This window comes from Archangium sp. (assembly GCF_045802675.1).
In the GTDB taxonomy this organism is placed as follows: Bacteria; Myxococcota; Myxococcia; order Myxococcales; family Myxococcaceae; genus Archangium.
Window position 1 is genome coordinate 49,886 of the sequence record NZ_JBJMQO010000038.1, and the last position, 25,388, is coordinate 75,273.

The following is a 25,388-nucleotide window of genomic DNA, read 5'->3' on the forward strand; positions in this document are numbered from 1 at the left end:
GACAAGGGGGGGCCACCCAGGGGCGGAAGTGCTCAGCGGAGCGCGGCTTCCGTGGCCCGCAGCAGCGGCTCGGCGCTCACGGGTGCTCCCGTGGCGTTCGTCATCCACACGTCCGGTGTCAGCGAGCCCTGGCTCGCCATGCGCTCGAACTCCGCTCCCAGGTTCCCCGACTCGTGCAGGTGCTCCTCGAGCTGGAACGCGATCAGGTGCCCCAGCGGATAGTCCGTCAGGTACAGGGGATACGAAATCATGTGGCTGTAGATGCCGAGCAGCGGCGTCCCCTGCCCTCCCAGCACCGGCGCGTAGTAGCGATCCCACGTGTCCCGCGCGATGCCTACCACCGCCTCGCGCAACTGGGCGGGCGTGGCCTCCGGGTGCTCGTACATCCAGTGCCACACCGCGATGTCCACCAGCGCCACCCCGGCGATCTCCCACGTCTGCCAGAAGTCGTTGAGCACCCGCTCCCGCTCGCTCGCCGCGTCCGGCTTCGCCTGTCCCAGCAGCTCCAGGTCTCTGGCCTGGAAGACGAAGGCGAGCGCCTCGGTGAAGGCGTTGTTGGGCACTCCCGCGAGCAGCGTGTGGTCCACCTCGTAGAGCGAGAACACCTGCTCCACGTTGTGCCCCAGCTCGTGCACCGCGATGTTGTAGCCCTTGTAGTCCATGCCGTTGGGGCCCACGCGCGTGCGCAGCCGCGGGAAGTCCCCGCGCCGCATCGACTGCATCGCGTGCCCCGCCCCGCGCGCCGGATCCACCCGGATGTGCTCCGACAGGAAGGCCGCCTTCTCCTTCGAGAAGCCCAGCCCCTGGAGGATGCGCGGCAGGTCCTTCGCGAAGGCCTCGGGCGCCGGGTAGCGCTGGCGCGTCAGCTTGTCGAGCTCCGCCTCGGGCAGCTTCGCGTTCGCCTTGAAGCCCGCGTACCAGAGGTCCTGCGGCTCCAGCTTCCGCCCCAGCCGCTGTTCGATCACCTTCGCCACCTTCGGCACCAGCGGCGACGTCAGCACCTGCTCCAGCAGCGCCTTCACCCGGGCCTCGGGCAGCTCACGCCCCAGCTCGAAGCTGCGGGCAATCGCCGTGGGCGCCACCGGCACGTACGGGTCCTCGCGCCGGGCCGCCTGGAACTGCGCCAGCAGCTTCGCGTAGCGCACGTCGTCCTCGCGCTTGCCGTCCAGCACCACCGGGCGCTGAGGCGCATCCGCCTCGAGCTCCTCGGCCGGTGCCGCCTTCACCTCGTTGGTGAACGGATTCCAATCCACCCGGGGGTTGTCGATGACCGCCGCGGGAATGGCCTGCGTGACGATGCGCTCCATCACCTGGATGATCATCCGCTGCTTCGCCACGCCCTCGGGATCGGCGTACCGGGACTTCAGCTCGTCGCGCAGGTTCCAATGGCTGATCAGCCGCATCCCCTTGGGGAAGGGCCGGTGTCCCTGGCCGTCCACCAGGTGGTGCATCCAGACGTTGTACTCGGCGATGTAGAGGTCCGCGGCCGCTCCCGCGCGCGCCGACGCCTGCCGCACCTCCGCGGGCACACGGCGGTTGAAGCGGCCGGTGAGCCGGGCCTCGGCCCACTGGCGGCGCGTGTAGCCCGGGCCCTTCTCCATCCGCTCGGCCAGCGTGGTGAGCGGGAAGTTGAGCAGCGCCACGAAGCCCACCTTCGACTGGAAGAGGTCCTCCGTGGTGTGCGCGCTCGGGTCATACGCCGCGAGCAGCGGATCCACCGGCAGCAGCGGCCCCAGGTCCAGGTCGGTGGGGCGGCGCAGCTCGCGGCCAATCTCATTCATGTGCCCATCGAGCTGCTCGAAGGCCGCCTCCAGCCGGGCCAGGGTGGCGTCGAGCTGCTTGTCGTCGGCGATGAAGTACTCACGCGCGAAGGAGGCCAGGTCCCCGTCCTCCTCGCGCCACAGCACGGCCACCTGCTCCACCCCGCGCTCGATGCGGGCGCGCTGCGCCTCACCATGACGGGCCACGAGCTCGGCCTCGAGGGCGGAGAGGTTGGCGGTCTGCTTCACGGGACGAGCCTCCGCGGACGGAGCGCCCGCCTGGACATGGGGCTGGCCGGACGCGCAGCCGAGCACGGCCAGCAGGGGAAACACCGGGGCACGCTTCAGGAGGAACCGGGACGAGGGGAAGAGCACGCGGAGACTCCAGACATGAAAAAGGGCCCGGCCCCAACGGGTCGGACCCTTTTCAAGAACAACTAGACGAAGAGAGCCGGATCAGGCGGCGCGAACGTTCTGCGCCTGGAGACCCTTGGGGCCCTTGGCGAGCTCGAACTCCACCCGCTGGCCCTCGGCCAGGGTGCGGAAGCCATCCATGTTGATGGCGGTGTGGTGGCAGAACACGTCCTCGCCACCGCCGTCCTGCGTGATGAATCCGAAGCCCTTCGCATCGTTGAACCACTTCACGGTACCAGTCGCCATTTGCTCTCTTCTTCTTTCAGACGGCAGGCGCGGAAATCGGCCTCCCGGCTCGGCTGGATGAGGCCCAACCGAGCGGGCGTAAATGTAAGCGGGGCCGTTACCCGTGTCTACTCCCGGGCCGCTTCTACCAGCCGCACTTCTGGCCCTTGTTCTGCTCCTGGAGCCAGGCGCGCAGGGGGGCGAAGTACTCGAGGATGGCCGAGGCATCCATCTCCCGCTGGCCGGTGAGGGCCTGGAGCGCGTCCGGCCAGGGCTTGCTCGCGCCCATCTCCAGCATGGCCTGGAGCCGCTTTCCAGCCTCCTTGTTGCCGTAGATGGAGCACTCGTGGAGGGGGCCCTTGAAGCCGGCGGACTGGCAGAGCGCGCGGTGGAACTGGAACTGGAGGATGCGCGCCAGGAAGTAGCGCGTGTACGGGACGTTGGCGGGCACGTGGTACTTGGCGCCCGGATCGAAGTCCTGCTCGGAGCGCTCCACCGGCGCGCGCACGCCCTGGTACTTCTCGCGCAGCTCCCACCAGGCCTTGTTGTACTCCTCGGGCTTCACGCGGCCGGAGAACACCTCCCAGCGCCACTGGTCCACCAGCAGGCCGAAGGGCAGGAAGGCCACCTTCTCCATGGCGTCCTTCATCTGCAGGTTGATGAGGCCCTTGTCGCCCTTGGGGATCTCCTTCAGCAGGCCCATCTGCTTGAGGTAGCCCGGGGTGATGGAGAGGGTGATGGCATCGCCGATGGCCTCGTGGAAGCCGTCATGCGCGCCCTGCTGATAGAGCGCCGGGAGCGTGTAGTAGTACGTGTAGTAGTAGTCGTGGCCCAGCTCGTGGTGGATGGTGACGAGATCCTCCTCGGTGGGCTTGATGCACATCTTCACGCGCAGGTCGTTGTTGTACGTGACGTCCCAGGCGCTGGCGTGGCACACGACCTCGCGATCCCTCGGCTTGGTGAGCTGCGAGCGCTCCCAGAACGTCTGCGGCAGCGGCTTGAGCCCGAGCGAGGTGAAGAAGCCCTCGCCCGTCTTCACCATGCGCACGGCGTCGTAGTTCTGCTTCTTCAGCTCGGCGTCCACGTCCAGGCTGGGCTGCCCCTTGTAGGGCTCCACCAGGTTGTAGATGTTGTTCCACTCCTGCGCCCACATGTTGCCGAGCAGGTGCGCGGGGATGGGCTTGCCGGCGGGCACCTTGTCCTCGCCGTACTGCTTGGCGAGGCGGGCGCGCACGTAGCAGTGCAGGTCGTCATAGAGGGGCTTCACCTGCCCCCACAGCCGCTGGGCCTCCTTCTCGAAGGCCTCGGGCGGCATGTCGTAGTTGGAGCGCCAGAGCGAGCCCAGGTCCTGGAAGCCGATCTCCTGGGCGCCCTCGTTCGAGATGCTCACCAGGTTCTGGAAGAGCGGGCGCATCGGCCGGGAGATGGTGTGCCAGCCCTGCCACACATCGAGCAGCTCGTCATAGTTGCGGCTCTTGGCCATCAGGTCGGACAGCTCCTCCAGGTCCTTGCACTGGCCCTTGCCGTCCTTGCCGCAGTACTTGCCCTTGCCGTAGAGGCCCTCGAGCTTCGCGGCGATGGTGGCCAGCTCCGAGCGCTTCCGCGCATCGCTCGGGGCGACCAGCGCGGAGGACACGCGCAGCAGGTGCAGCGTGCGCGCCGTGTCCGCGTCCAGGCCCTGGAGGTCCTTGAAGCGCGCGGCCTGCTTGATGGCCTGGTTGAGGTAGCCCATCACCTCTTCGTTCACCGTGGCCGCGTTCCGCTCGGTGTCGTCGGTGATGTACGTGGACTTGATCCACTCGGCGGTGGACTGCTTCACCCAGAGGCGCTTGAGATCCTCGTTCACGCGGGTGGAGAACTGGCGCGCGTCCTCGGCCGTGGGCTGCACCTCGGCGGGCTTCTGCGGTGCGGCGGGAGGCGTGGGGGCTTGGGCCGCCTCGGGAGGCGCGGAGGTGGAGCCGTGCGCCGAGGACGCACAGCCGGAAGCGGAGAGCAGCGGCGCGACCGCGAGGGCCGTGCGCAAGAGGTACCTGACGGGAGAGGTGCGGTTCATGGCGGGGCCGGAACCTAGAGGAAGGGCCTCGTGAAACGCACCTCCAAAGTGCGGCGATGGGAATTCCTGACGCAGTGCGAAGAGCGCCAGGTCTCTGGGATTCCCACCCGGCTGACGCCCTCGCGCCGAATGCGATAAGAGGGACCACCGATGTCCCTGCTCCGTCGCGCCCTGCCCGCCCTTCTCCTCACGCCCCTGCTCGCCTGCGGTCCGAGCCAGCCGGATGCTCCCGACTGCTCCCGCTTCGAGTTCCCCATCTCACCGGCCCCCGCGAGCGCGACTCACGTGAGCTGCACGAGCACCCGCTGCGGAGACGGGCTGAACCCGCCCACCAGCGGAGATCACTGCTCCAGCACCCTGCCCTGCCGGGTCTACGACACCGAGCAGAACCGGTGCGTGTGGCTGCACAACATGGAGCACGGGCACGCGGTGTTCCTCTACAACTGCCCCGAGGGCTGCCCCGAGCTCGTCTCCACACTGGAGGCCATCCGCACGGAAGCGGCGGTGGGGAGCAACGGCGTGACTCGCGCCGTGGTCGCCCCGGACTCGCGGATTCCCAATCGCGTGGCGGCGCTCCTGTGGCGGGTCTCGTATGTCGCGGACTCGGCGGACCCGGACGCCCTGCGCTGCCTGCTGCAATTCCAGGACAAGTACGCGCCCGAAGCCGGGCTCGCCTGCACGCCATGAGCCCGTCCACCACCCACGAGCGCGTCCGCGCCATCGACTGGCTGCGCGGCATCGCGGTGCTCTTCATGGTCCAGTGCCACGCCCTGGTGCTGCTCACCCCGGAGCTGCGCCAGAGCCAGACGACCAAGGCCCTGCTCTACGTCGACGGGCTGGTAGCTCCCGCGTTCCTCTTCGCCGCGGGCTTCGCGCTCGCGCTGCTGCTCGTCCGCAGCGCCGCCAGTGGCAAGCAGTTCGAACGGCTCGGACGCAACCTGCGCCGCACGTTGCAGGTGCTCGGCGTGGCCACGCTGGTCAACTGGATGTGGTTCCCCCTGTTCCGCGAGCCGAAGTGGCTCGTGCGTCTGGACATCCTCCACTGCGTGGGCCTGTCGCTGCTGCTCGTGCTGCCCATCGCCGCCGTGTTGGCCTCGCGCCCCCGGGTGCTGCGCGGCGTGGCCCTGGCCCTGGCGCTTGTCGTCTTCTTCCTGTCCCCGCTCGGCGAGGCCGTGGACGGGCCGTGGGCCTGGTTCCTCAACAAGTCCACCGGAGCCGTGTTCCCCCTGCTGCCGTGGCTCGGCTTCCCGTGGCTCGGGGTCTATGCCGGGACGGTGGCGGGTGAGCAGGGACGCCGCGGGCTCGTCCGCGCCCTGCTCTTCCTCATCGGGCTCGGGGTGGCCGGCTCGCTGGCCGCCGAGCCCCTGCGCGACCTGTACCCGGCTCACCGCTTCTTCGTCACCAATCCCTCCAACGCGGCCGAGCGGACCCTGTGGGTATGCCTCGTGCTGCTCGGGCTGGTGGGGCTGGAGTGGCGGACGGCCCCGGGCGCCGCGCCCTCCCGGCCGCGCCGCTTCGTGGAGACGTTCGGCACCTCGTCCATGTCCGCGTACTTCTTCCACGAGGCGCTGATCTACTTCCGCCTCTTCGGCTTCTCCTTCGAGCGGGTGTGGGGCGGCCGCAGTGGCTGGGGGCAGTACGCGCTGCTGACGGGGGTGCTCATCTGCCTGACGTACGGGCTGTGCCTGGGGTTGGATCCCGCCCTCAACGCCGTGCGTCGGGGCTTCCGGTACCTCGTGGAGAGCCTCCCCGGAGGCTCCGGCGAAAAATTCGCCAGGCTCCGTTAAATCCAAATCCTGGCCGATGCGTTTCGAGCGTCCGTTCCCACGGAAACAACCGGAGTGTACATGTCCTCGTCCAAGCTGAACCGCCGCCTGACCCGCTGGGGGAGCGCCGCCCTCGCCCTGAGCCTCGTCTCGGGGTGCAGCACCTCGCCCTCCACGATCGCCGCCAGAGGCCCCGCGCAGTCCGACTGGCAGGCCCAGCCGAACACGACTCCCCGTCAGGAGCCCGCCCCCGTCACCGCCCAGGCCCAGCCCGCCTCGGTGGAGGGCTCCGTGGAGAAGCAGGAAGCGGCGATGGATGCGAAGGCCGACGACTCGGCCCCCAGCAAGCCCAGCCCGAAGAAGCTGGCCGCCCCCGCCGCGGGCTCGGGAGTTGCCCAGGCCGCTCCGGTGCGCCGCGCCCGCGAGGCGGTGGCGATGAAGACCGGGGACGCGCCCGCGCCCACCCTCGAGGTCGAGGAGGCACCCCTCGTCGAGGCCGGAGCCCCCGCCACGCCCCCTCCTCCTCCTCCGGCCCTCAAGGCGCCGCTCGCTTCGGGCAAGGACCTGCGGCAGCCGGAGCCCGAGACCCAGGGCAACCGCTTCACCGAGCACGTGGCCAACGCCTTCACCGAGACCGCCGCGGACCGCTTCTCCACCTTCGCGGTGGACGTGGACACGGCCTCCTACGCGGTGTCGCGCCGCTACCTCAACCAGGGCGCCCTGCCCCCGCACGGGGCCGTCCGCGTCGAGGAGTTCGTCAACTACTTCAAGTACCGCTACACCCCGCCCGAGCAGGGCGCCTTCACGGTGCAGATGGAAGGCGCGCCCTCGCCCTTCAACGCCAACCGCCACTTCCTGCGCGTGGGCGTGCAGGGCAAGGTCATCTCGCGCTCGCAGCGCAAGCCCGCGCACCTCGTCTTCCTGGTGGACACCAGCGGCTCCATGAACCAGCAGGACAAGCTGCCGCTGGCCAAGGAGGCGATGAAGCTCGCGGTGAAGGGCCTCAATGAGAACGACACGGTGGCACTCGTCACCTACGCGGGCAGCACCCGCGACGTGCTGCCTCCCACCCCCGCCACCGACCTGGAGCGCATCTTCAAGGCCATCGACGGGCTGGAGTCCGGCGGCGGCACGGCCATGGGCTCGGGCATGGAGCTGGCCTACAAGCACGCGGTGAAGAAGGCCTCGGGCAACGTGGTGTCGCGCGTGGTGGTGCTCACGGATGGTGACGCCAACATCGGCCCCAACACCGGCCCCGAGGCCATGCTCAACAGCATCCAGGGCTACGTGAAGGAGGGCGTCACCCTGTCCACCATCGGCTTCGGCATGGGCAACTACCGCGACGACCTGATGGAGAAGCTCGCCGACAAGGGCAACGGCAACTGCTTCTACATCGACAGCTACAAGGAGGCGCGGAGGGTCTTCGAGACGCAGCTCACCGGCACGCTGGAGGTCATCGCCAAGGACGTGAAGCTCCAGGTGGAGTTCGACCCCAAGGTGGTGCGCCGCTACCGGCTGGTGGGCTACGAGAACCGCGACATCGCCGACAAGGACTTCCGCGACGACAAGGTGGACGCGGGTGAGATTGGCGCGGGCCACAGCGTCACCGCGGTGTACGAGGTGGAGCTCACGGGCGAGAAGGCGCAGCTGGGCATGGTGCGCATCCGCGCCAAGGCTCCCAACGGCACCGAGGCCGCCGAGCAGGCCTTCCCCTTCGAGCAGCGGATGCTGCGCGCCACGCTGGATGGGGCCTCGCCGGACTTCCGCTTCGCCCTGGCGGTGGCGGCCACCGCGGACGTGCTGCGCGGCAGCCCGAGCGCCCAGGGGTGGAACCTGGCCACGGCTCAGAAGCTCGCCGAGGGCGCCACCGACGGCAACGCGGACCGTGAGGAGTTCGTGAAGCTGCTCACCAAGGCGCGCGGCCTGCTGGGCAACGGCGCCGTGGCTCGCGACGGCCGCTGAAGCACGGGCTCCCGGCCGGGGAGCCCATCCGCGACACGAGGGGCCGCTCCCACGGTGGGGGTGGCCCCTTCGCGTTACGGAGCGACTTTGGATGGCTGAACGAGACGGCTACGGGACCTGGGCGTCGGCCGAGGCGGGCGTCCGCTTGCGGGTCTCGAACTGGGACCACAGGAGCGTGTCACCGGCCTGCACGGGCACCAGGAGGCGCTGATTCACGATGTAGCTGGCGCTGTCCGGCTTGACCACCGAGCTGGTGACGAACTGCTCGGGCACGGAGCGCTGCACGAGCTGGTCGTACGTGATGACGGTGCCCTCGGGGAGGTCCTGGGCCACGACGACCACCGGGACCAGATTCCAGCCCCTTCGGGCATCCGCTCCCTGCTTCTTCGCCCACGCGAAGCCGAGCACGGCCACCAGCATCGTGGAGAGGACGAAGCCGACCACGCCCCCCAGGAGCACGCCGGAGCCGAACGAGCCTCCCTGCCTTGAATTCGTTGGATCGTTCATGAGACCAGGCATGCTAGCCAGCAATCCCCTGCCCGGTCCATCCACGAACTCGGGACGCTCCAGCATCCGCACGCGCGCGCCGCGTCCGCGCCGCGTACGCTCTCGTCCTCCGCATGTCCTTCGTCGCCGCGCCCGATGCCTCCCGTCCCCTGGACCCTCTCCACGCGCCCGGGCTGGACACGCTCCGGGCGCTCGCCATCCTGCTGGTGCTCTGCTTCCACTACCCGCGTGAGGGGGCTCCGGCGTGGTTCGCGCAGCTCGCTCGCTTCGGGTGGACGGGCGTCGATCTCTTCTTCGTCCTCAGTGGCTTCCTCATCGGCCGGCAGTTGCTCGCCCCGCTCGCCGCCGGAGAGCGGCCCCAATGGGGCACCTTCTGCCTGCGCCGGCTCCTGCGCGTCCTGCCTGCCTACTGGGGGGTGCTGGCCATCTACGCCTTCCTCCCCGATGCGCGTGAGCAGGACTCCATGGCACCCCTCTCCAGCTTCCTCGTCTTCACGCAGAACCTCGCCCTGGAGGGTGGAGCGTTCTCGCATGCCTGGTCTCTCTGCATCGAGGAGCAGTTCTACGTCGTGCTGCCGCTGCTGGTGTTCGCGCTCGCGGGCCGCGTGCGCTGGCGGGGCGTGGTGGTGCTCGTGCTCGGCATCATCCTCCTGGGCATCGCGATCCGGATGGGCCTCTGGTGGCTCCACCTCGAGGCACCGCCTCCCGATGCGTCACCCGGGCGCCTCTACAGACGGTGGATCTACTACCCGACGTGGAACCGGATGGATGGCCTGCTCGCCGGGGTGGTGCTCGCGCTCGTGTGGACCTTCCGGCCCGCGCTCTGGAGCCGGTGGGTACGCGCTCCCCTGGGAGCCCTGCTCCTCACGGCCCTGTGTCTCGGGCTCGCCGGGCCGCTGTGCTCCGACAACAGGACGCTGGCCTCCTGCGCGCTCGTCTTCCCGCTGCTCTCACTGGGTTTCGCGGCGCTCGTCGTCCTCGCCCAGACGGAACCCGGTGCCCGCGTCCTCGGGCGCGTGCCCGGAGCACGGTGGCTCGCGAGCGTGACGTACTGCGTGTACCTCTCGCACAAGCTCGTGCTCCACGCCGTGCACGAGACGCTCGCGACGTATGGCATGGGCACCTATCACCCCCTCACAGTGCTCACGTCCGCGGGGTGCGTTCTCTCGGCCGCCGCATTGCTGCACCTGGGCGTGGAGCGTCCCTTCCTCCGCTTGCGCGAGCGCTGGGCACGCCCTCTGGCGCAGCGGGCGAGGCCCGAGCCTGCCTTCGCCGCTGAGCGTGGAGGGAACCCGCCGGCGCTCAACAAGGTTGGTTGACTGGTTGACAGTCATGCCGCGACGCGTTAGGATGCTGAATTCGTAGTGCCAACGCCCCGAATCATGCACACCACCAAAACCAGCCTCAAAGCCAAGCGCGGCCAGCTCTGCAAATGGGGCACTGGTTAGGTGACTGCTTTGGAGGACTCCGTTCCTCCGAGCCCGCCAGCCCCCCGCTGGCGGGCTTTTTTATTTCCCCCCCTCCCTCGAGGAGAGCAAGACGATGTCATCCGCCGTGACCGAGCCGCTTCCCGCCCACCCCCTGGATGCGATCTCCTTCGGAAAGATCGTGCAGATCCGCGAAGGCCTGCTCCGTGCCCAGGCAGCCGGCAAGCGGGTGATCCGCTTCGAGTCCGGTGACCCCAGCTTCTCGATCGCGCCGCACGTGGCGGAGGCCATCGCCCAGGCCATGCGGGCGGGCAAGACGCACTACGTGCCCAACGACGGCATCCCGGAGCTGCGCGCGGCGCTCGCCGACAAGCTGCAGAAGAAGAACGGCATCCAGGGCGCCACGGCCGAGCAGATCTTCCTCACCAACGGCGCGATGCACGCGCTGTACGTGACCTTCGGCTCGCTGCTCGTGCCGGGCGACGAGGTCATCCTCCCCGACCCCATGTGGACCGAGGTGGCGGAGAACGTGAAGCTCGCGGGCGGCAAGCCGGTGGGCATCCCGGTGCGCGCCGAGGAGGGCTACGCCTACCGTCCCGAGGCCATCGCCGCGGCGATCACCCCGCGCACCCGGGCCCTCTTCGTCAACACGCCGCACAACCCCACCGGCGCCGTCATGCCGCGCGAGACGCTGGATGCCATTGTCGCCCTGGCGCGCAAGCACGGCCTGTGGATCGTCTCGGATGAGGCGTACGAGGACGTCATCTACGAGCCGCACGTGCACCACTCCATCGCCTCGCTGGCCGGGGATTGGGCCGAGCGCGTCATCAGCGTCTATTCCTTCTCCAAGAGCCACGCGATGAGCGGGCTGCGCACGGGCTACCTGCACACGCCCTGGGTCCCGTTGCAGAAGCGGGTGCAGAAGCTGCTGCGCTGCACCATCAACGGCGTGAACAGCCTGGCGCAGTGGGGCGCGCTGGCGGCGGTGACGGGGCCCCAGGACAACCTGCTGGCCATGCGCGCCGAGTACCGTCAGCGCCGCGACTCCCTCGTGAAGGCGCTCGAGGGCATCCCGGGCGTGCGCCCGTTCAACCCACGCGGGGCCTTCTACGTGTGGGCGGAGCTCGAGCCGTCCCTCTACGAGCGGCTCGGGGTCGCCAACGCGGACGCGCTCTCGGCGAAGCTGGCGGCGCGGGGAATCGGCAGCGCGCCGGGCGATGCCTTCGGCCACGCATGCGACAACGCCCTCCGCTTCGCCTTCAGCTGCGACACGAAGATGGTGCTCGAGGGCGCGGAGCTGCTGCGCGCCGCGCTGCTCGGGGGCGCGCGATGAGCGGCAAGCTGACCGTGGCGCTCGGGCAGTACGATATTGGCTGGCACGCGCCCGAGGCCTCGCTCGCCGCCGCGGAGACGTTGATTGCACGCGCCGCCGCGGGTGGCGCCCGGCTCGTCGTGCTGCCGGAGATGGCCACCACCGGCTTCACCATGGACACGACGCAGGCCACCCCGCTGGAGGGGCCGGTGGTGTCGCGCCTGGGCGAGCTGGCGAAGCGCTCCAACGTCTGGCTCGTGGCCGGCGTCGCCGCGCGCGAGGAGCGTGGCGCGGACACCGAGGGCCCCTGCACGGTGAACACGTCGATCGCCTTCGACCCCGAGGGACGGGTGGCGGCGGTGCACCGCAAGCAGCGGCTCTTCGCCTACGGCGGCGAGCACCAGCACTACCGGCCCGGCACCACGCCCACCTGCGTGACGATCGACGGGGTGCGCACCGCGCTCTTCATCTGCTACGAGCTGCGCTTTCCCGAGATCTTCGGCGCGGTGGCGCGGAACGTGGACGCGATGGTGCTCATCGCCAACTGGCCCGCGGCCCGGCGCGCGCACTGGGACGCGCTGCTCAAGGCGCGAGCCATCGAGAACCAGTGCTACTTCGTCGGGGTGAACCGCATCGGCACCGGGGGCGCACTGACGTACGACGGCGGCTCGGCGGCCTTCAGCCCCTGGGGCGAGGAGCTCACGCCCGATACGGCCTCCGGCGTGCCGCTCGTCACGCTCGACGTCCACAAGGTCGCGGAGATCCGCGAGAAGTACCCGTTCCTGCGCGACCGCGTGTTCTAGCGCCCCCACGAGGACCGAGGCGCTCCCCGCGCTCCGGGTAGCTGAAGGCTTCTATCGACTTCGACCTGGAGAGCCCACGATGAACCTGGAGATCCGTTTCCTCGAGGCCACCGAGGCGGCGTCCCACCTGGACGCCCTCGTGGAGTTGCTCAGGGACTCCGTGGACAACGGCGCCTCCGTGGGCTTCCTGCCACCGCTCGAAACGGCCGAGGCCCGGGCCTATTGGGAGGGCGTGATCGCGGACCTGGGCCCCACGTCGCGCAGCCTGGCCGTGGCCACGGTGGACGGACGGATCGCCGGCACGGCCCAACTGGTGAGCGCGGGCAAGGCCAACGCCCGCCACCGCGCGGAGGTGTCCAAGGTGTTGGTGCACTCGGCCTTCCGCCGCCGGGGACTTGGCGCCGCGCTCATGCGGGCCATCGAGGAGCGGGCCCGGGAGCTGCGCAAGAGCACCCTGGTCCTGGACACCCTGGAAGGAGAACCCTCCGAGCAGCTCTACCTGTCCCTCGGCTGGATTCGCGTGGGAGTGATTCCCCAGTACGCCGAGCACAACGGAGCCCTGGAAGGCACGGTCGTCTACTACAAGCTGCTCGGCGGCGCGGGACGGTGAGGGAAAGCGCTGAATCCGGCTCGGACACCGCAGCCACCGGTTCACATCGTCATGGGCAGAACTGACACTTCACCGGAGCGCCGGAGTCCATTCGTCTACTTCAACCTCCAGCGAAGACTCGGTTGTGATCCTACCCAAAATCTTCCTGAGGACTCCAGCGTCGCGGCCACCAAGCCTGAAGGCCTGGATGCCTACAAGCTCTTCCCGCGGCGAGCGCTTGCATATCATGACCACATCGTACCGCTCGTAAAGTCCACAGCAAGACCCGGTAGAAATCGGCTTGGTAAACCCAAGGCTGCTCATCAGCGGCTCAAGGCGTGAGAGGAGGTCTGGATCGTCGCTAGAGAGAATGCCTTCACATTTCTGCGGCATCTTGTTGACTCTGAACTTCAAGATCGCACCCCATGCCAGCATCTCGCGTAAAGTCTCGAATCTGTCGTAGAGTTCACCACCCATGGCGTCCCGTTCCGTCACCAGAGCATCCTCCCGTGCCGGCACGTCGAAATCATAGAAGACATGCAGCGGCATCATCTCATTGGACTCATGTCCGATGAGCAAGAATCGGGGATCGGGCGCGACCAACTTCTCGGCGTAACAAGCGAGCACGCGCTGCGCTGAGAAGTCTAGAGTCGGATAAGCCAGAGCCCCCATGCTCTTGCCCATGCGACTCAGGAACCAGCGATAGAACGGAGGCAAGGGGCGATCTGCAAGCCGCTCGATCCGCGCGATCATTTCAGGACTAGCACCCTGCCACTGCTCCTTGAGTTCTGGCACGATTCTCAGGAGCAGTTCTTCCATCTCGAGTTCTATTTCGAGTGCTGACATTCCATTTCCTTGTCTTCAGAGCAGAGCATCGAAGGAATGATGACGTTACAGGTCAAACACGGTGGAACGGTCTTACCATGGTCGAAGTAATCTTCGACCTCCTCCCTGCTCTCCGCATCGCGGAACTTGATCTTCGCCTCGATCGGCTTCTTACCGCTGTGGAACCATCGTTCGGTCAGGCCACCTGGATAGGCGTTATCCGTTAGAGCGAGCATGAGTGCCTTTGGACCGGCACAAGAGCCCGGAGGGTAGGCAGCAGACGATGTCTCACCGCGCTTGCTATCGTCGGCACGTGCCTCAAGCCTCGCCCATGTTCTTTCTATGTCTGTCTCGCGGTGGCTGAATCGTTTCTTAAGGAAACTCTTGACCGTTTGCTTTATGGCACCAGGAGTACTTCCAGATGTGGGAGCCACCCACTCCAGCTCCGTGATGCTGTCGCAGACACCTTGGAGTGTCACCCGCGATTGGTCTGCATAGGTTTTATTTTTTTCGCACTTGCACTGGACTACCCCTAGCATTGTCGCAAGGGGGTTGGGGAGTTTGCCATTACGCACCTTCCTGGAGACCCTCTGGGCCAGTCGCCCGGCGCTGACCTTTGTCGACGGAGTCTCCTTCAGCGTACTGTCTTGACCATGTCGCTGCCTGCACAGAGGGCATCTGTCCTCCCCATTGACAACCATGACGGTACCGTTCGTCTGGAGCACCCCCATCATCGTCGCCGCGTTGGCCGGGCTACCGCTCGGTCCGCAGTTGTTGAGCATCGGGTCGCCGAGCAACTGGACGTTCTTTCCCTCGATCTTCACGTCCATGGACCCGGGACCCGCGAAGCTCGTGGGTCCTTCCACGTTCGAGGAGACCACCCCGCCGCCAGTCCCCTTGCTGGCCACGTCGCCCATGGAACCGAAGGTGGCGCCCCGGATCGCCACCTTCTTCCCTTCGATCGTGACGCTCTTGGAATAGCCCTTCGGGTCCGCTCCGCTCTTGCCAATGTTGGGCAACGGCGTCGGAACAAACGGCGCTGGCGGCCCCGGCATCTTGCACACGTTGGGTAACGTCGCCGCGGCGAGCCCGTTGCTATCCTCGGTCACCGGGGTCTTCGGTGCATTCACGGAGACTTTCGGCATTGGAACTACCTCCTCATGACACCTGCGGAGCTTGCAGGAGCATCGCCCCTCTCAGCCCACCATCGGAACCCGCCATCACCAGCGCCCGGGGACCTCGCGCATAGCCCCGTGCGAACGCCCGGACCGCCAGCACCCCTCCGAGGGCCCCAAATGCGGCGCCCACGTCCCCCCAGCAGTCGCTCGGGGCATTGTACCCCGGTGACTTCCAGACCGACGGCGCCCGCAGCGCGACGAAGCCCCACTCCTCGCTGCGGTAACGCTCGCCATTGATATCCGTGTACAGGACATCGACGCCCTCGCGTGGAAGGTCGAGCCCGGCGACGGCCCCCTGCACCGCCTGGGTCATTCCGACGCCGAACGAGCCCGTGTCACTGTCGCGCAGGAGCCGCTCCTGTGCCGTGCACGACCCTCGCACGATGGCCAGTTGGGGGAGTCGCAGGCGACGGCGCAGACCCGCGCTCATCAGTGCGAGGCACCCAGCTCCCTCGCCCGGGGTGAACCCGCTGCGAATCCCCGGCTGCGCGAACCGGCGGCTGCGCTCCAACCAAACGAACGTGTCCGCGTGGTGGTAGCTGTCGACGCCAACGACCAGGAACAGATTGTCCTTGCTTTCGGAGCACTCCCGCATCACCTGCTCGACCGCCCGAATCGCTCCGGCATGCCCACGCCCTGCGATCTCGACGCGTGCGCTGGACGTTTTCGACCGGAGGCGCGCGGCCACCACGTCCACGACCCAGGCCGCATCTTCTTCGGAGAACCCCGGACGGGTTTCCGGAAGCGCGAGCAACACGCTGAGTTTGCCCCCGTAGAGAATCTTCTGTTCGATCTTGGCTTCGAGTTCCTCGAGAACACTCACCGCCATCGGCATGAGCCGGTCCCGGCCTTCGGGCCTGGACCCGAGCAGCCGGTCGGCGGCGACCACCACCCGTTCGCCGCGTGGGTCGACGAAGGGGTACTCGGCGTAACGGCAGATGCCCGCGCGCACGGACGCCGCGCTGCTCTCGGCGGTGAGTCCGACAGGGGTCCGCGCGGCGACAGCCACTATCTCGACCTGGGCGTTCACGTCGCGCTCCCTTGTTCGACGATTTCAGTCTCGTCAAGATAGTCCGCGTCGGGGGCTCGAACGCGCAACACGCTCTGCCATACCAGGGCCAGGCGCCTTTCTTCAGGTTCCACGACCACCGTCACCATGCGTGCGCCGTGCTGCTCTCGCCGCGTGCCGATACGCGTGGTGAACCCGAGCGAAATGCGCGGGAGTTCGACGCGCAGGACACCGTCAGGGGTCATATTCAGGAGTTCGACGCGCTCGCCTCCGACGAGGGGCTTCTCGAACCGCTGGTCCACGGGGGCACTCAGCGCGAAGGCGGGATCGAAGTCATCGGGGAGCAGCGGTTTCTTCGTTTGCACCCACCGCGCATCATACGTCCCCGCCAGCTTGCGCCGAGGTATCCATGAGGAATCGATCGGGCCGAACCCCGCCGGCCCCATCTCCGCTGGCTCACCACTTGGATACTCGACCGCGTGGGCCAGTTTTCCAGCGACGTGAGCGGCTCGCCGTGCGAAGCCGCGCCCGATCGGGTTCCGCTCGTCGATACGATGTTGCTTGGGATCGAGGTCGGACAGATCACTGCCACCGAACGCGAATTCGTATCGAATCAGGCGCGTGGAGAAAGGCCGCGGACGGGTCACCGTCACGCTGCGCCAACTCGAGTCGTAGAGGCGTTCCCCGTGTACGAGGAGATCCTTGTGGAGCCGTTCGATACGGAGCGAGACCGGCACTGTCGGAACAGGTCTCCCATGAGGTGCGTGCGCGTGGGCGTGGACCAGCACGTCAGTGCCAGGCTTCGCCGCGAGGAGATCGGAGTCGTAGCGCAAGCTCGACCGGCCTGGTTCGCCGAAATACTCTGGCACCAGGACGGGGGGAAGCTGCTCGTCCGCCAGAATGAGCCGTCCCCCGGCAGCAATGTCGAACGTGGCCTTGACGGCGACGAGCCACCAGTGCACTCCGTCCTTGTCGCGCGTCCAGTTTCGCTCTGCGGCGTAAGCGGTGCGATTCTTCAGCCCCCACATTCGAGGGACGCTAGGAAGCTCCAACCATCCTTGTCAACCAGCACGGCTGCGCCGGTAGGATTCCCTGGAGAAGGCATCCTACCTGATCGGCTGCCCTGACCCAGACGAGGTGAGAACTGGGCTCCAGCACAATCGGAGGAGGCACCGAATGAAAGCACCCATGCACTCGTCGGGAGCAGGGACAGACGGAGCAACGCGCGAGCCCATCTGGGGAAGCAAGCTGGGGTGGGTTGTTGGATCGGATGAACTGGGAAAGCTGCTGGTGGACTTCGACGGCAATCGCTCGGGCCGCCCGCTGGCCGCCCGGCGGACCGTCCCGCTGGATCCCGAGACGCTGCGACATGCCATCGCCACCCGTCAGCATGCGGTATTGCTCTTCGAGAACGGTGACCCCTTGCTGCCGCTGGTGGTGGGGCTGGAGCAGACACCCAGTCCCACGCCGTTGGTGGACGCGGTGCTCGCGCAGCCCGCGCCCACCGAGCAACAACCCGTGGAGGCCCATGTCGATGGCAAACGGGTCGTCATCGAGGGTCAGGATGAAATCGTCCTGCGATGCGGCCAGGCCAGCATCACCCTCAGGCGCAATGGCCGGGTGGTCATCAAGGGCACCCAGATAGAGAGCCACGCCTCGGGCATCCACCGCATCAAGGGTGGCTCGGTGCAGGTGAACTGATCCATGACCGTCCCCCTGATGGACATCTACGAAGAACACCTGGACGAGGCGAGCTTCCTCTGGGTGCAGTGGAATCGCGCCCTGGTGGCACCCAACTACAACCTGGAAGACGTGTCCTCGTTGGAGGAACGGCTGCTGGCACACCTGGACGGGCTGGTGCTAGGCGGCGAGCCCGTAGCCACGCAGTTGCTACTCCCCGCGTTGGATTCGGAGGATCCGCCGCGCATCTCCGCTGCCCTGTGGGCTCTGCTCGCCGAGCCTGGGCTCATGGAACTGCCCAAGTTCGTGGAGCGGGTACGGGCCACTGCTCTCGAAGGGCCCCTCGCCGCCTTCCGGCGGGCGCTCGAGCTGAACGCTCGGCCCGAGGTGGGTGAGGCCCTGCTGCCATTGTTGAAGAGCCAGGAGCCCCTGCTTCAGGCCTGGGCGCTCGAAGTGCTCGCCTCCAGGGGACAGTTCCCTCGCGGTGCCGAGGTGGAGTTGCTCGGCCACCCGGACGCGCGGGTGGTGGTGGCCGTACTGCGCGAGACGCCGCTCCTCCCCCGCGATGTGGCCTCGCGCGAGTTGCCCCGGCTGCTGGCCGACGCGCGTCCGGGTGTACGGGAAGCCGCCATCCTCGGGGGGATGCGTTCTGGCGTGCTGGCCGCCTGGGAGGCATGCCGCAAGGCGGTGGATGCGCGAACGCAGGTGGAGCGGACCTCGCTGGTATTACTGGCGCTCGGTGGTGATGAGCGAGACCTGATGCGGCTGCTGGCGTGCACCGGCGTGGAGGCGATGCGCGAGGACTCCCTCTGGGCACTGGGCTTCAGTGGCCGGGTGGAGGCCGCCGAAGCGTGTCTGGAATTCATGGGGCCGGGTCCCGTGGCGGCGCTGGCTGGCGAGGCCTTCAGTGCCATCACCGGTCTGACGCTGGAGGACGCCTACGTGGTGGCCGCGGAGGAGGAGGAGTCGCTGCCGCCTCTGGAGGAGGACCTCGCACGGGATCTGGAGCCCCAGCCTGAGGATGCGCTACCGGCGCCAGCAAGAGAGGCAGTGGCAGCGTGGTGGAAGGACGCCCGGAAGGACTTCGTCCGCGGCACTCGCTACCTGCGCGGGCGCGCGTTCAGCCTGGATGGCCTGCTGGAGGAACTGGCGCGGGGCTCCATGCGGCGACGGCATGTGCTCGCGTTGGAGTTGGCCCTCCGAAGCCAGGGCTCGTGCCAGTTCCAGACACAGGCCTTCACGCCACGACAGTACGCCGCGCTGGCGCAGGCCCGGGACATGCGCGGACGGCTACCGGCCTCTCCCTTCCCCCGCATGATCGGCGGCTGAGCCCCGGGCTCAGGCACGCCCCGCTACGGACCTGTAGCACCCTGTATCGAAATGAGCTTCCGAGGCCGGTGGTTCGGCGCCCGACCCTCGGGGAACCGGATCCCATCCGTCCGCGGGACACGGGGGTAGACGGCCCGGCGGAGGCGACACAGATCGCGAGCGTGGATCACGCCAAGGCTCTCAGGAGCGAGGCGCGCCCCCCGCCCATGCCAGGCCTCGCCCGCGGTTCCGCGATCAGCCAGCGAGGCGTGGTGCGCGTCGGCCTGGGAGTACGCGACAGGGTGCTACAGGGGAGGCGCTGACATGGCGGGGTTGGACTGGATTCAGGTGGACGTGGGCTTCCCCATGAGCCTCGCCGTGGTGTGCGCCGCGCGCGCCCTGGGCATGGAGCGGCGCGCGTTCCTGGGCGCCATGGTGGAGCTGCAGATCTGGGCGGTGCAGGCCCTGCCCTCCGGACGCTTCGAGCCCTTCCCCGCGTCCGCCGGACAGGCGCCGGACGCGTCCGCGGACGAGGCCGTGTGGTGCGAGGCCCTGGAGAGCGCCGTGCGGTGGACGGGCGCGCCCGGTGCCTTCTGGAACGCGCTGCTGCGCTCCGGAATCCTGGTGCGCGAGGGCGACACCGTCCGGCTCACCCTCTGCGAGCGCTACGTGCAAGTGCTCGAAAAGAGGAGGAAGGAGGCCGAGCGCAAGCGCCGCGAGCGCGCCAGCAAGAGCGCCACGGCGTCCACGGGACGTCCGGCGGACGCACCCGGGACGTCCCCCGCTAGAAAGAGAAGGGAGAAGGAGAGTGAGAAGAAGAGTCTTTCTTCTGCTGCAGCGGAGTTGATGGAGGCCGCGTCCACGGGACGGCTCGCGCCTGTCCCGAGGCCCTCGGACGAGGACGTGTGCGCGGACGCCGATCCCGTCCAGCTCTCCCTGCCCGGCACGCACCTGGTGCCCGTCTCCCCTCCTCCCGAGGAACGGCTCCAGGCCGCCGCCCTCACCCAGGAGGACTCCGCGTCCGAGGACGCGCCCCAGCCCGCCCCGCTGTCCGAGGGCGCTCCGGCGGCCCGGGCCCGGGCCTTCTTCGAGGCCTTCCAGGACGAGCGCTGCAAGGTCTTCCGGGGCGTGCCTCGCGAGGACATGCCCGCGGGATGGGCGGACTGGTACGGCCAGGCGCTGACGAAGGTGGGCGGCGACGAGGGACGTCTGCTGGAGGCCTGCCGTGGCTATCTCCAGTCCGACTGGGGCCGCTCGCGCCAGCCGGTGGGGACCGCTCTCGCCTTCCGCGCTCCGAAGGTCTGGGTGCGCTACATCCCGCCCCAACCGTCCTGGCCCACCGAGCCGTCCGTTGAGTCCGGCCCACCGGCCGTGGACGTGTCCACCGAAGCCGGCCGCGTCTGGCAGGAGTGCCTCACCCGGCTGCACGACACCGGGAAGCGCTATGCCCTCTCGTGGCTCACCCGGGCCCACGCCGTGGACGTGGAGGACGGACACCTGGTGCTCTCCGCGCCGGATCTCTACTTCCGCCAATGGGTGGAAGCGCACTACGGCCCCATGGTGGATCTCCTGGTCCAGGACGTGGGCCTGCTGGGCGTGCGCTGGCGGCTGCCCGAGGATACGGAAGGGCCTCGGGCCGCGGGCGCATAGATGGCCCGTTCGCCTCTCTCAGCGGTGCTGCTCGAGCAGCTCGCGCACTCGAGCGGGGCGCTCGCGGATGAACTGGAGCGTCTGCTCCACGGCCGTATCGAATCCGGCGCCGGACGTTTCCTTCCGAGGGTCCGCGTAGACGTCCGAGGCGAGCTGACTCCGGAGGCTCCTCACGCGGGAATCGAGTCCAGCCTTCTCGATCGTGCGCGTCACCTGCTCCAGCCGCGCCACGAAGGCGGCCGCGCAGTCCACCTCTTCCAGACAGCGCGCCGCGAGCAGGCCCGACACCGCCCAGGGATCCACCAGCCCCGAGCGCGAGCCTTCCCGATGCCCGAACGTCTGATCGATTCCCGCCGACAGCAGCGTCCAGCGGCCGGTCGAGGGATCCTGGTACACGCGATAGTTGTTCACCGTCGCGAACGCATACCCATCCCAATGGGAGATGACACTCTCGAGCGCCCACGTGGTGAGGAACCGGTCGTAATCGAAGAACGCCGTCACCTCCGGGTAGAACCCGCCCTTGGGAAGCCGTTGCAGGCGACGGGTGAGCTCGCGCAGGGGCGCATAGGGGTCACCCCCGGTGCTGGAATCACCCGAGCCACACGCATCGCCCTCGAGCTTGCGCGACAGGCAGAACCCCGAGGCGTCCTGTCCCCCGGCCGGGACGTTCTCCGGGAGGAGATCGCACCAATACGTCCCCTCGTAGAGCGCGCCGTCCTTGTCCTCGAACCAGCGCGCCAGGAAGCGCCGGTCGATCGCCTCGACGAGCGTGTAGAGACCCCACGGCTCGCCATTCACATACAACCGGACCGACACCGCGCGGGGCGCCGGTACGCCCAGCTCGCGATAGAGCGGATACCCCAGGCGCTCATTCATGAAGCTCGGGTCCTGCACGTTGTTGTTGAACGTGAAGTTCTTCCGGCCGAGCAACTCCCGCGAAGGCGGGCACCCTGGCACCTCGGGATCGTCCCACTCGAGGTCCACCTTGAAGGAAGGCTTGCCCTCGAGCGTCCTCGCGGAACCGCAGCCCCCCTTCACATGCACGCCCACGCCTTCGAACACCTGCTCGCCGAAGCGCAGCGTGGCCCGGTGAGACCCGCGCTCATAGGGGACGCAGTCGGGCGGAATCGCCTCCGCGTTCATCGCCGCCCAGGAGTCCGGCGGAATGTCGAGGTGGAACTCGAGAATCCGCCCCTCGTCGAAGAGCGCTCGGGACGCATCGTCCGTCCTGAAGAACCGCAACGCGCTCCACGCGCCCCACGTCTCGCAGGACGGCGGCCCATACGCATAGCGGACCCGCACCGCGTACCGCTTCCGCTCCCCGAGCCGGCCGCTCGTGGCCTGGAAGACGCCATCGGACAGGCGCACCGCGTCGAGCTTCGCCGGCTCGCTCACCGCCGCCGACCAGACGAGCCGCTCGGGGACGCCTCCGTCCACCGACCAGAGCTCGAACAGGGCTCGCGCTGGCGCGTTCCCCCCGGCGTCTCGAAACCCCGTCGTCCGGAAGGCCACGTCCTCGGGCACCACCCATTCGTCGGCGGCAGGACGCTCGATGCGAGCCGCCGCCGGCACCGCATTGCCCCCGGGTGGACAGTGGTCCTCGGGTGCAGGCGGCGGCGCGTCCGGAGCATCCGGCTCACCGGGCTCGACGGGGGATGACGGGAGAGGGTCCGCGGGCTCCGGGGCTTCTGGAGACGTCTGCGAACACGCGACGAGCAACGCGACCAGGCAGACCCACGAGCCTCTCGATTTCACGCGGCGAAAAATGGGGCCGCACCCCTTGCCGGGCAATGCGCCACCCCGAGGGGACGGCCAGGCAGGGCCCCGCTCCCTTTTCGCGTCCGGGCGGTTCCCCCTGTCCCTCCACCCACCCGCTTGCCGCGCTCCTCGGGGGGTTCACTTCAGTGGCGAACCGCGCCCCTCCTGGTATAGGGTCCGCACACCCTGAGGAGCGCTGCAACGGGGGTCTCCCCCGCCAGGCTCAGGTTCGTGAACGGCGCTCGCTGACTCGTGGCTGGGTGCACGGGAGGCGAGCAAAAGGCCCGCCTGCCACATCCAGCCCCCGCCAATCAGGAGCAAGGCATGAGGGCTGTAACCGATCTGAGCAAGTTCACCGACTACAAGGTCGCGGACATCAAGCTGGCCGACTGGGGCCGCAAGGAGATCGCGATCGCCGAGACCGAGATGCCCGGTCTCATGGCCATCCGCGACGAGTTCGCCAAGACGCAGCCCCTCAAGGGCGCGCGCGTCGCCGGCTCGCTCCACATGACCATCCAGACCGCCGTGCTCATCCAGACGCTGGAGGCAATCGGCGCCGAGGTCCGCTGGGCCTCGTGCAACATCTTCTCGACCCAGGACCACGCCGCGGCCGCCATCGCCGCCGGTGGGACCCCCGTGTTCGCCTACAAGGGCGAGTCGCTCGAGGAGTACTGGGAGTACACCCACCGCATCTTCGACTGGGCCGACGGCGGCACGCCCAACATGATCCTCGATGACGGTGGCGACGCCACCCTCCTCATCCACCTGGGCACCCGCGCCGAGAAGGATCTCTCCGTGCTGGCCAACCCCGGCAGCGAGGAGGAGACGGTGCTCTTCGCCGCCATCAAGAAGCAGCTGGCCGCGAAGCCGGGCTGGTACTCGAAGAACCTGGCGAGCATCCGCGGCGTCACCGAGGAGACCACCACGGGCGTGCACCGCCTCTACCAGATGGCCAAGGAGGGGAAGCTGGCGTTCCCGGCCATCAACGTGAACGACTCGGTCACCAAGTCCAAGTTCGACAACATCTACGGCTGCCGCGAGTCGCTGGTGGACGGCATCAAGCGCGCCACGGACGTGATGATCGCCGGCAAGGTGGCGGTGGTCGCGGGCTACGGTGAGGTGGGCAAGGGCTCGGCGCAGGCGCTGCGCGGTCTGCAGGCCCAGGTGTGGGTCACCGAGATCGATCCCATCTGCGCGCTCCAGGCGGCCATGGAGGGCTACCGGGTCGTGACCATGGAGTACGCGGCGGACAAGGCCGACATCTTCGTGACCGCGACGGGCAACTACCAGGTCATCACCCACGAGCACATGAAGCGGATGAAGAACAACGCGATCGTGTGCAACATCGGCCACTTCGACAACGAGATCGATGTGGCGAGCCTCAAGCAGTACCAGTGGGACAACATCAAGCCGCAGGTCGACCACATCATCTTCCCGGACAAGAAGCGCATCATCCTGCTGGCCCAGGGGCGTCTGGTGAACCTGGGCTGCGGCACGGGCCACCCCAGCTACGTGATGAGCTCGTCCTTCGCCAACCAGGTGCTGGCGCAGGTGGAGGTCTTCGCCAACCCGGGCAAGTACAAGCCGGGCGTGTACATGCTGCCGCGGCACCTGGATGAGAAGGTGGCGCGCCTCCAGCTCACCAAGCTGGGCGCCATGCTCACCGAGCTCACGCCGGATCAGGCGAAGTACATCGGCGTGCCCACGGAAGGGCCGTACAAGAGCGACCACTACCGCTACTAGGCGGTAGCGCTCCGCGCCTCTTCAGGGCCTCGGGTTCTCCGGAACCCGGGGCCTTTTGTTTTTCCGGGGCGCGGCACCCCGCGCACGGAATGCCTTCTCCGAGTGCTTGCCAGAAGCGGAGGCAGCCCGGCCCGGGATTATTTTCCGCGTGTCACAAATCCTGGCGGCCCTCTCCCACCCGTCCGGTCACGAAGACCGATGCTCGCCTGCCCCGTCCCGGGCAGAGCCAGTCCATTGCAGCCCTGGGAGATGAAGACCTCGCGGAACTTCTCGAGGAGGGGCGCCATTGTCATGGGCGGGTCCTGGCGGGGGTTGGTGAACAATCCGAGGACTCCTCGATTGTGGTCCCCGGCCTGGAGACGTTCACTCCCCGGACCATCCAGGAGAAGCCAGACATGAACTACCGCACCCTTGGACGCACCGGCGTCCGCGTGAGTCCGCTGTGCCTCGGGGCCATGATGTTCGGCCAGTGGGGCAACCCGGACCACGCAGACAGCATCAAGATCATCCACCGGGCGCTCGACGCGGGGATCAACTTCATCGACACCGCGGACATCTACTCGCGCGGTGAGTCCGAGGAGATCGTCGGCAAGGCGCTCGCCGATGGCCGCCGTGACAAGGTGGTCCTCGCCACCAAGTTCCATGCGTCCATGGGGGATGACCCCAATCAGCAGGGCAACTCGCGCCGGTGGATCTTCCAGGAGGTCGAGGCATCCCTGCGCCGCCTGCGCACCGATTGGATCGACCTCTACCAGGTGCACCGGCCCTCGGCGGACACGGACATCGAGGAGACGCTCGGGGCGCTCAGCGACCTCGTGCGCCAGGGCAAGGTGCGCTACGTGGGCTCCTCGACCTTCCCGGCCTCGCAGGTCGTCGAGGCGCAATGGACCGCGCGCGAACGGGGCCTGACGCGCTTCGTCTGCGAGCAGCCGCCCTACTCCCTCCTCGTGCGAGGCATCGAGGCGGACCTCCTCCCCACCTGCCAGCGCCACGGCATGGGCGTCATCCCCTGGAGTCCGCTCGCGGGCGGGTGGCTGTCCGGCAAGTGGCGCAAGGGCGCGCCGCCTCCCTCCTCGACGCGCGCCAACCGCATGCCCGCGCGCTTTGATCTGTCGCAGCCCACCAACCAGCGCAAGCTCGAGGCCGCCGATGCCCTGGGCCGGCTGGCCGACTCGGCGGGCATGTCGCTCGTCCACCTCGCCATCGCCTTCGTCATCAAGCACCCGGCGGTGACCTCGGCCATCATCGGCCCGCGCACCCTGGAGCAGCTGGAGTCGCAGCTCGGTGCCGCCGACCTCACGCTGGACAATGCGTTGCTCGACCGCATCGATGAGATCGTCACGCCCGGGACGAACATCAACCCGGCCGACGCGGGCTGGGAGAACCCGGCGCTCGCCCCCGCCGCGCGCCGTCGCTGAG

The 25,388-nt window shown here is 68.2% G+C and carries 21 protein-coding genes and 1 riboswitch; of the genes, 12 read left to right on the top strand and 9 right to left on the bottom strand.

Annotation, left to right across the window (positions count from 1 at the left end; all coding sequences use genetic code 11):
• Positions 1 to 32: 32 nt before the first annotated feature.
• The 3 genes from ACJ8AN_RS11195 to ACJ8AN_RS11205 all read right to left on the bottom strand — a co-directional run bounded on the left by ACJ8AN_RS11195 (position 33) and on the right by ACJ8AN_RS11205 (position 4,452).
• Positions 33 to 2,009 (bottom strand): hypothetical protein, encoded by a 1,977-nt coding sequence (locus tag ACJ8AN_RS11195; protein WP_407755313.1) that lies wholly within the window; start codon positions 2,007 to 2,009, stop codon positions 33 to 35.
• 207 nt (positions 2,010 to 2,216) lie between these two features.
• On the bottom strand, positions 2,217 to 2,420 hold the full coding sequence (locus tag ACJ8AN_RS11200; RefSeq protein WP_309892065.1) for a cold-shock protein: 204 nt from the start codon (positions 2,418 to 2,420) through the stop codon (positions 2,217 to 2,219).
• A 124-nt stretch (positions 2,421 to 2,544) separates the two neighbouring features.
• Positions 2,545 to 4,452 carry a M2 family metallopeptidase gene (locus tag ACJ8AN_RS11205; RefSeq protein ID WP_407755279.1) on the bottom strand — a complete coding sequence of 636 codons (1,908 nt, stop codon included), beginning with the start codon at positions 4,450 to 4,452 and terminating at the stop codon, positions 2,545 to 2,547.
• A gap of 150 nt (positions 4,453 to 4,602) precedes the next feature.
• Between ACJ8AN_RS11205 and ACJ8AN_RS11210 the strand changes: the two genes are divergently transcribed.
• The 3 genes from ACJ8AN_RS11210 to ACJ8AN_RS11220 are packed head-to-tail and all read left to right on the top strand — an operon-like array spanning position 4,603 to position 8,180.
• The gene (locus tag ACJ8AN_RS11210; protein ID WP_407755280.1) at positions 4,603 to 5,139 is read left to right on the top strand and encodes a DUF3105 domain-containing protein; all 537 of its coding nucleotides are present in this window, start codon (positions 4,603 to 4,605) and stop codon (positions 5,137 to 5,139) included.
• Complete coding sequence (locus tag ACJ8AN_RS11215) at positions 5,136 to 6,239, top strand: heparan-alpha-glucosaminide N-acetyltransferase domain-containing protein (RefSeq protein ID WP_407755281.1); 1,104 nt, start codon at positions 5,136 to 5,138, stop codon at positions 6,237 to 6,239. The genes ACJ8AN_RS11210 and ACJ8AN_RS11215 overlap by 4 nt, the downstream gene beginning before the upstream one ends.
• Before the next feature lie 60 nt (positions 6,240 to 6,299).
• Positions 6,300 to 8,180 carry a von Willebrand factor type A domain-containing protein gene (locus ACJ8AN_RS11220; RefSeq protein WP_407755282.1) on the top strand — a complete coding sequence of 627 codons (1,881 nt, stop codon included), beginning with the start codon at positions 6,300 to 6,302 and terminating at the stop codon, positions 8,178 to 8,180.
• A gap of 108 nt (positions 8,181 to 8,288) precedes the next feature.
• Here ACJ8AN_RS11220 and ACJ8AN_RS11225 read toward each other — a convergent pair whose 3' ends face one another.
• Positions 8,289 to 8,687 carry an SAF domain-containing protein gene (locus tag ACJ8AN_RS11225; RefSeq protein WP_407755283.1) on the bottom strand — a complete coding sequence of 133 codons (399 nt, stop codon included), beginning with the start codon at positions 8,685 to 8,687 and terminating at the stop codon, positions 8,289 to 8,291.
• A 113-nt stretch (positions 8,688 to 8,800) separates the two neighbouring features.
• Between ACJ8AN_RS11225 and ACJ8AN_RS11230 the strand changes: the two genes are divergently transcribed.
• The 4 genes from ACJ8AN_RS11230 (at position 8,801) to ACJ8AN_RS11245 (ending at position 12,839) form a co-directional block, all read left to right on the top strand.
• Positions 8,801 to 10,006: an acyltransferase family protein gene (locus ACJ8AN_RS11230; RefSeq protein WP_407755284.1), complete on the top strand. Its 1,206-nt coding sequence runs from the start codon at positions 8,801 to 8,803 to the stop codon at positions 10,004 to 10,006.
• Between the two features lie 223 nt (positions 10,007 to 10,229).
• Positions 10,230 to 11,447 (top strand): pyridoxal phosphate-dependent aminotransferase, encoded by a 1,218-nt coding sequence (locus ACJ8AN_RS11235; protein WP_407755285.1) that lies wholly within the window; start codon positions 10,230 to 10,232, stop codon positions 11,445 to 11,447.
• Complete coding sequence (locus tag ACJ8AN_RS11240; RefSeq protein ID WP_407755286.1) at positions 11,444 to 12,229, top strand: nitrilase-related carbon-nitrogen hydrolase; 786 nt, start codon at positions 11,444 to 11,446, stop codon at positions 12,227 to 12,229. The genes ACJ8AN_RS11235 and ACJ8AN_RS11240 overlap by 4 nt, the downstream gene beginning before the upstream one ends.
• Positions 12,230 to 12,308: 79 nt before the next feature.
• A complete protein-coding gene (locus ACJ8AN_RS11245) occupies positions 12,309 to 12,839 on the top strand; it encodes an N-acetyltransferase family protein (RefSeq protein ID WP_407755287.1) in 531 nt (176 codons plus the stop codon).
• Positions 12,840 to 12,908: 69 nt separating this feature from the next.
• Here ACJ8AN_RS11245 and ACJ8AN_RS11250 read toward each other — a convergent pair whose 3' ends face one another.
• The 4 genes from ACJ8AN_RS11250 to ACJ8AN_RS11265 are packed head-to-tail and all read right to left on the bottom strand — an operon-like array spanning position 12,909 to position 16,858.
• The gene (locus ACJ8AN_RS11250; protein ID WP_407755288.1) at positions 12,909 to 13,664 is read right to left on the bottom strand and encodes an SMI1/KNR4 family protein; all 756 of its coding nucleotides are present in this window, start codon (positions 13,662 to 13,664) and stop codon (positions 12,909 to 12,911) included.
• Complete coding sequence (locus tag ACJ8AN_RS11255) at positions 13,646 to 14,788, bottom strand: DUF4150 domain-containing protein (RefSeq protein ID WP_407755289.1); 1,143 nt, start codon at positions 14,786 to 14,788, stop codon at positions 13,646 to 13,648. Before ACJ8AN_RS11255 ends, ACJ8AN_RS11250 begins: the two co-directional genes overlap by 19 nt.
• A gap of 13 nt (positions 14,789 to 14,801) precedes the next feature.
• Positions 14,802 to 15,851 (bottom strand): hypothetical protein, encoded by a 1,050-nt coding sequence (locus ACJ8AN_RS11260; RefSeq protein WP_407755290.1) that lies wholly within the window; start codon positions 15,849 to 15,851, stop codon positions 14,802 to 14,804.
• On the bottom strand, positions 15,848 to 16,858 hold the full coding sequence (locus ACJ8AN_RS11265) for a DUF2169 domain-containing protein (RefSeq protein WP_407755291.1): 1,011 nt from the start codon (positions 16,856 to 16,858) through the stop codon (positions 15,848 to 15,850). The genes ACJ8AN_RS11260 and ACJ8AN_RS11265 overlap by 4 nt, the downstream gene beginning before the upstream one ends.
• Before the next feature lie 148 nt (positions 16,859 to 17,006).
• Between ACJ8AN_RS11265 and ACJ8AN_RS11270 the strand changes: the two genes are divergently transcribed.
• The 3 genes from ACJ8AN_RS11270 (at position 17,007) to ACJ8AN_RS11280 (ending at position 20,468) form a co-directional block, all read left to right on the top strand.
• Positions 17,007 to 17,531: a DUF6484 domain-containing protein gene (locus ACJ8AN_RS11270; RefSeq protein ID WP_407755292.1), complete on the top strand. Its 525-nt coding sequence runs from the start codon at positions 17,007 to 17,009 to the stop codon at positions 17,529 to 17,531.
• Positions 17,532 to 17,534: 3 nt separating this feature from the next.
• Positions 17,535 to 18,839, top strand: coding sequence for a TIGR02270 family protein (locus ACJ8AN_RS11275; RefSeq protein WP_407755293.1), 1,305 nt, complete (start codon positions 17,535 to 17,537; stop codon positions 18,837 to 18,839).
• 303 nt (positions 18,840 to 19,142) lie between these two features.
• Complete coding sequence (locus tag ACJ8AN_RS11280) at positions 19,143 to 20,468, top strand: DnaA N-terminal domain-containing protein (RefSeq protein WP_407755294.1); 1,326 nt, start codon at positions 19,143 to 19,145, stop codon at positions 20,466 to 20,468.
• Positions 20,469 to 20,486: 18 nt separating this feature from the next.
• Here the strand turns inward: ACJ8AN_RS11280 and ACJ8AN_RS11285 are convergent, their stop codons facing one another.
• Positions 20,487 to 22,040, bottom strand: coding sequence for a CotH kinase family protein (locus tag ACJ8AN_RS11285; RefSeq protein ID WP_407755295.1), 1,554 nt, complete (start codon positions 22,038 to 22,040; stop codon positions 20,487 to 20,489).
• Positions 22,041 to 22,408: 368 nt separating this feature from the next.
• A riboswitch (S-adenosyl-L-homocysteine riboswitch) is annotated at positions 22,409 to 22,477 on the top strand.
• 73 nt (positions 22,478 to 22,550) lie between these two features.
• Between ACJ8AN_RS11285 and ahcY the strand changes: the two genes are divergently transcribed.
• On the top strand, positions 22,551 to 23,969 hold the full coding sequence (ahcY, locus tag ACJ8AN_RS11290) for an adenosylhomocysteinase (RefSeq protein ID WP_407755296.1): 1,419 nt from the start codon (positions 22,551 to 22,553) through the stop codon (positions 23,967 to 23,969).
• Positions 23,970 to 24,364: 395 nt separating this feature from the next.
• Positions 24,365 to 25,387, top strand: a complete 1,023-nt coding sequence (locus ACJ8AN_RS11295; RefSeq protein ID WP_407755297.1) for an aldo/keto reductase — start codon at positions 24,365 to 24,367, stop codon at positions 25,385 to 25,387.
• The last annotated feature ends 1 nt before the right edge of the window (position 25,388 follow it).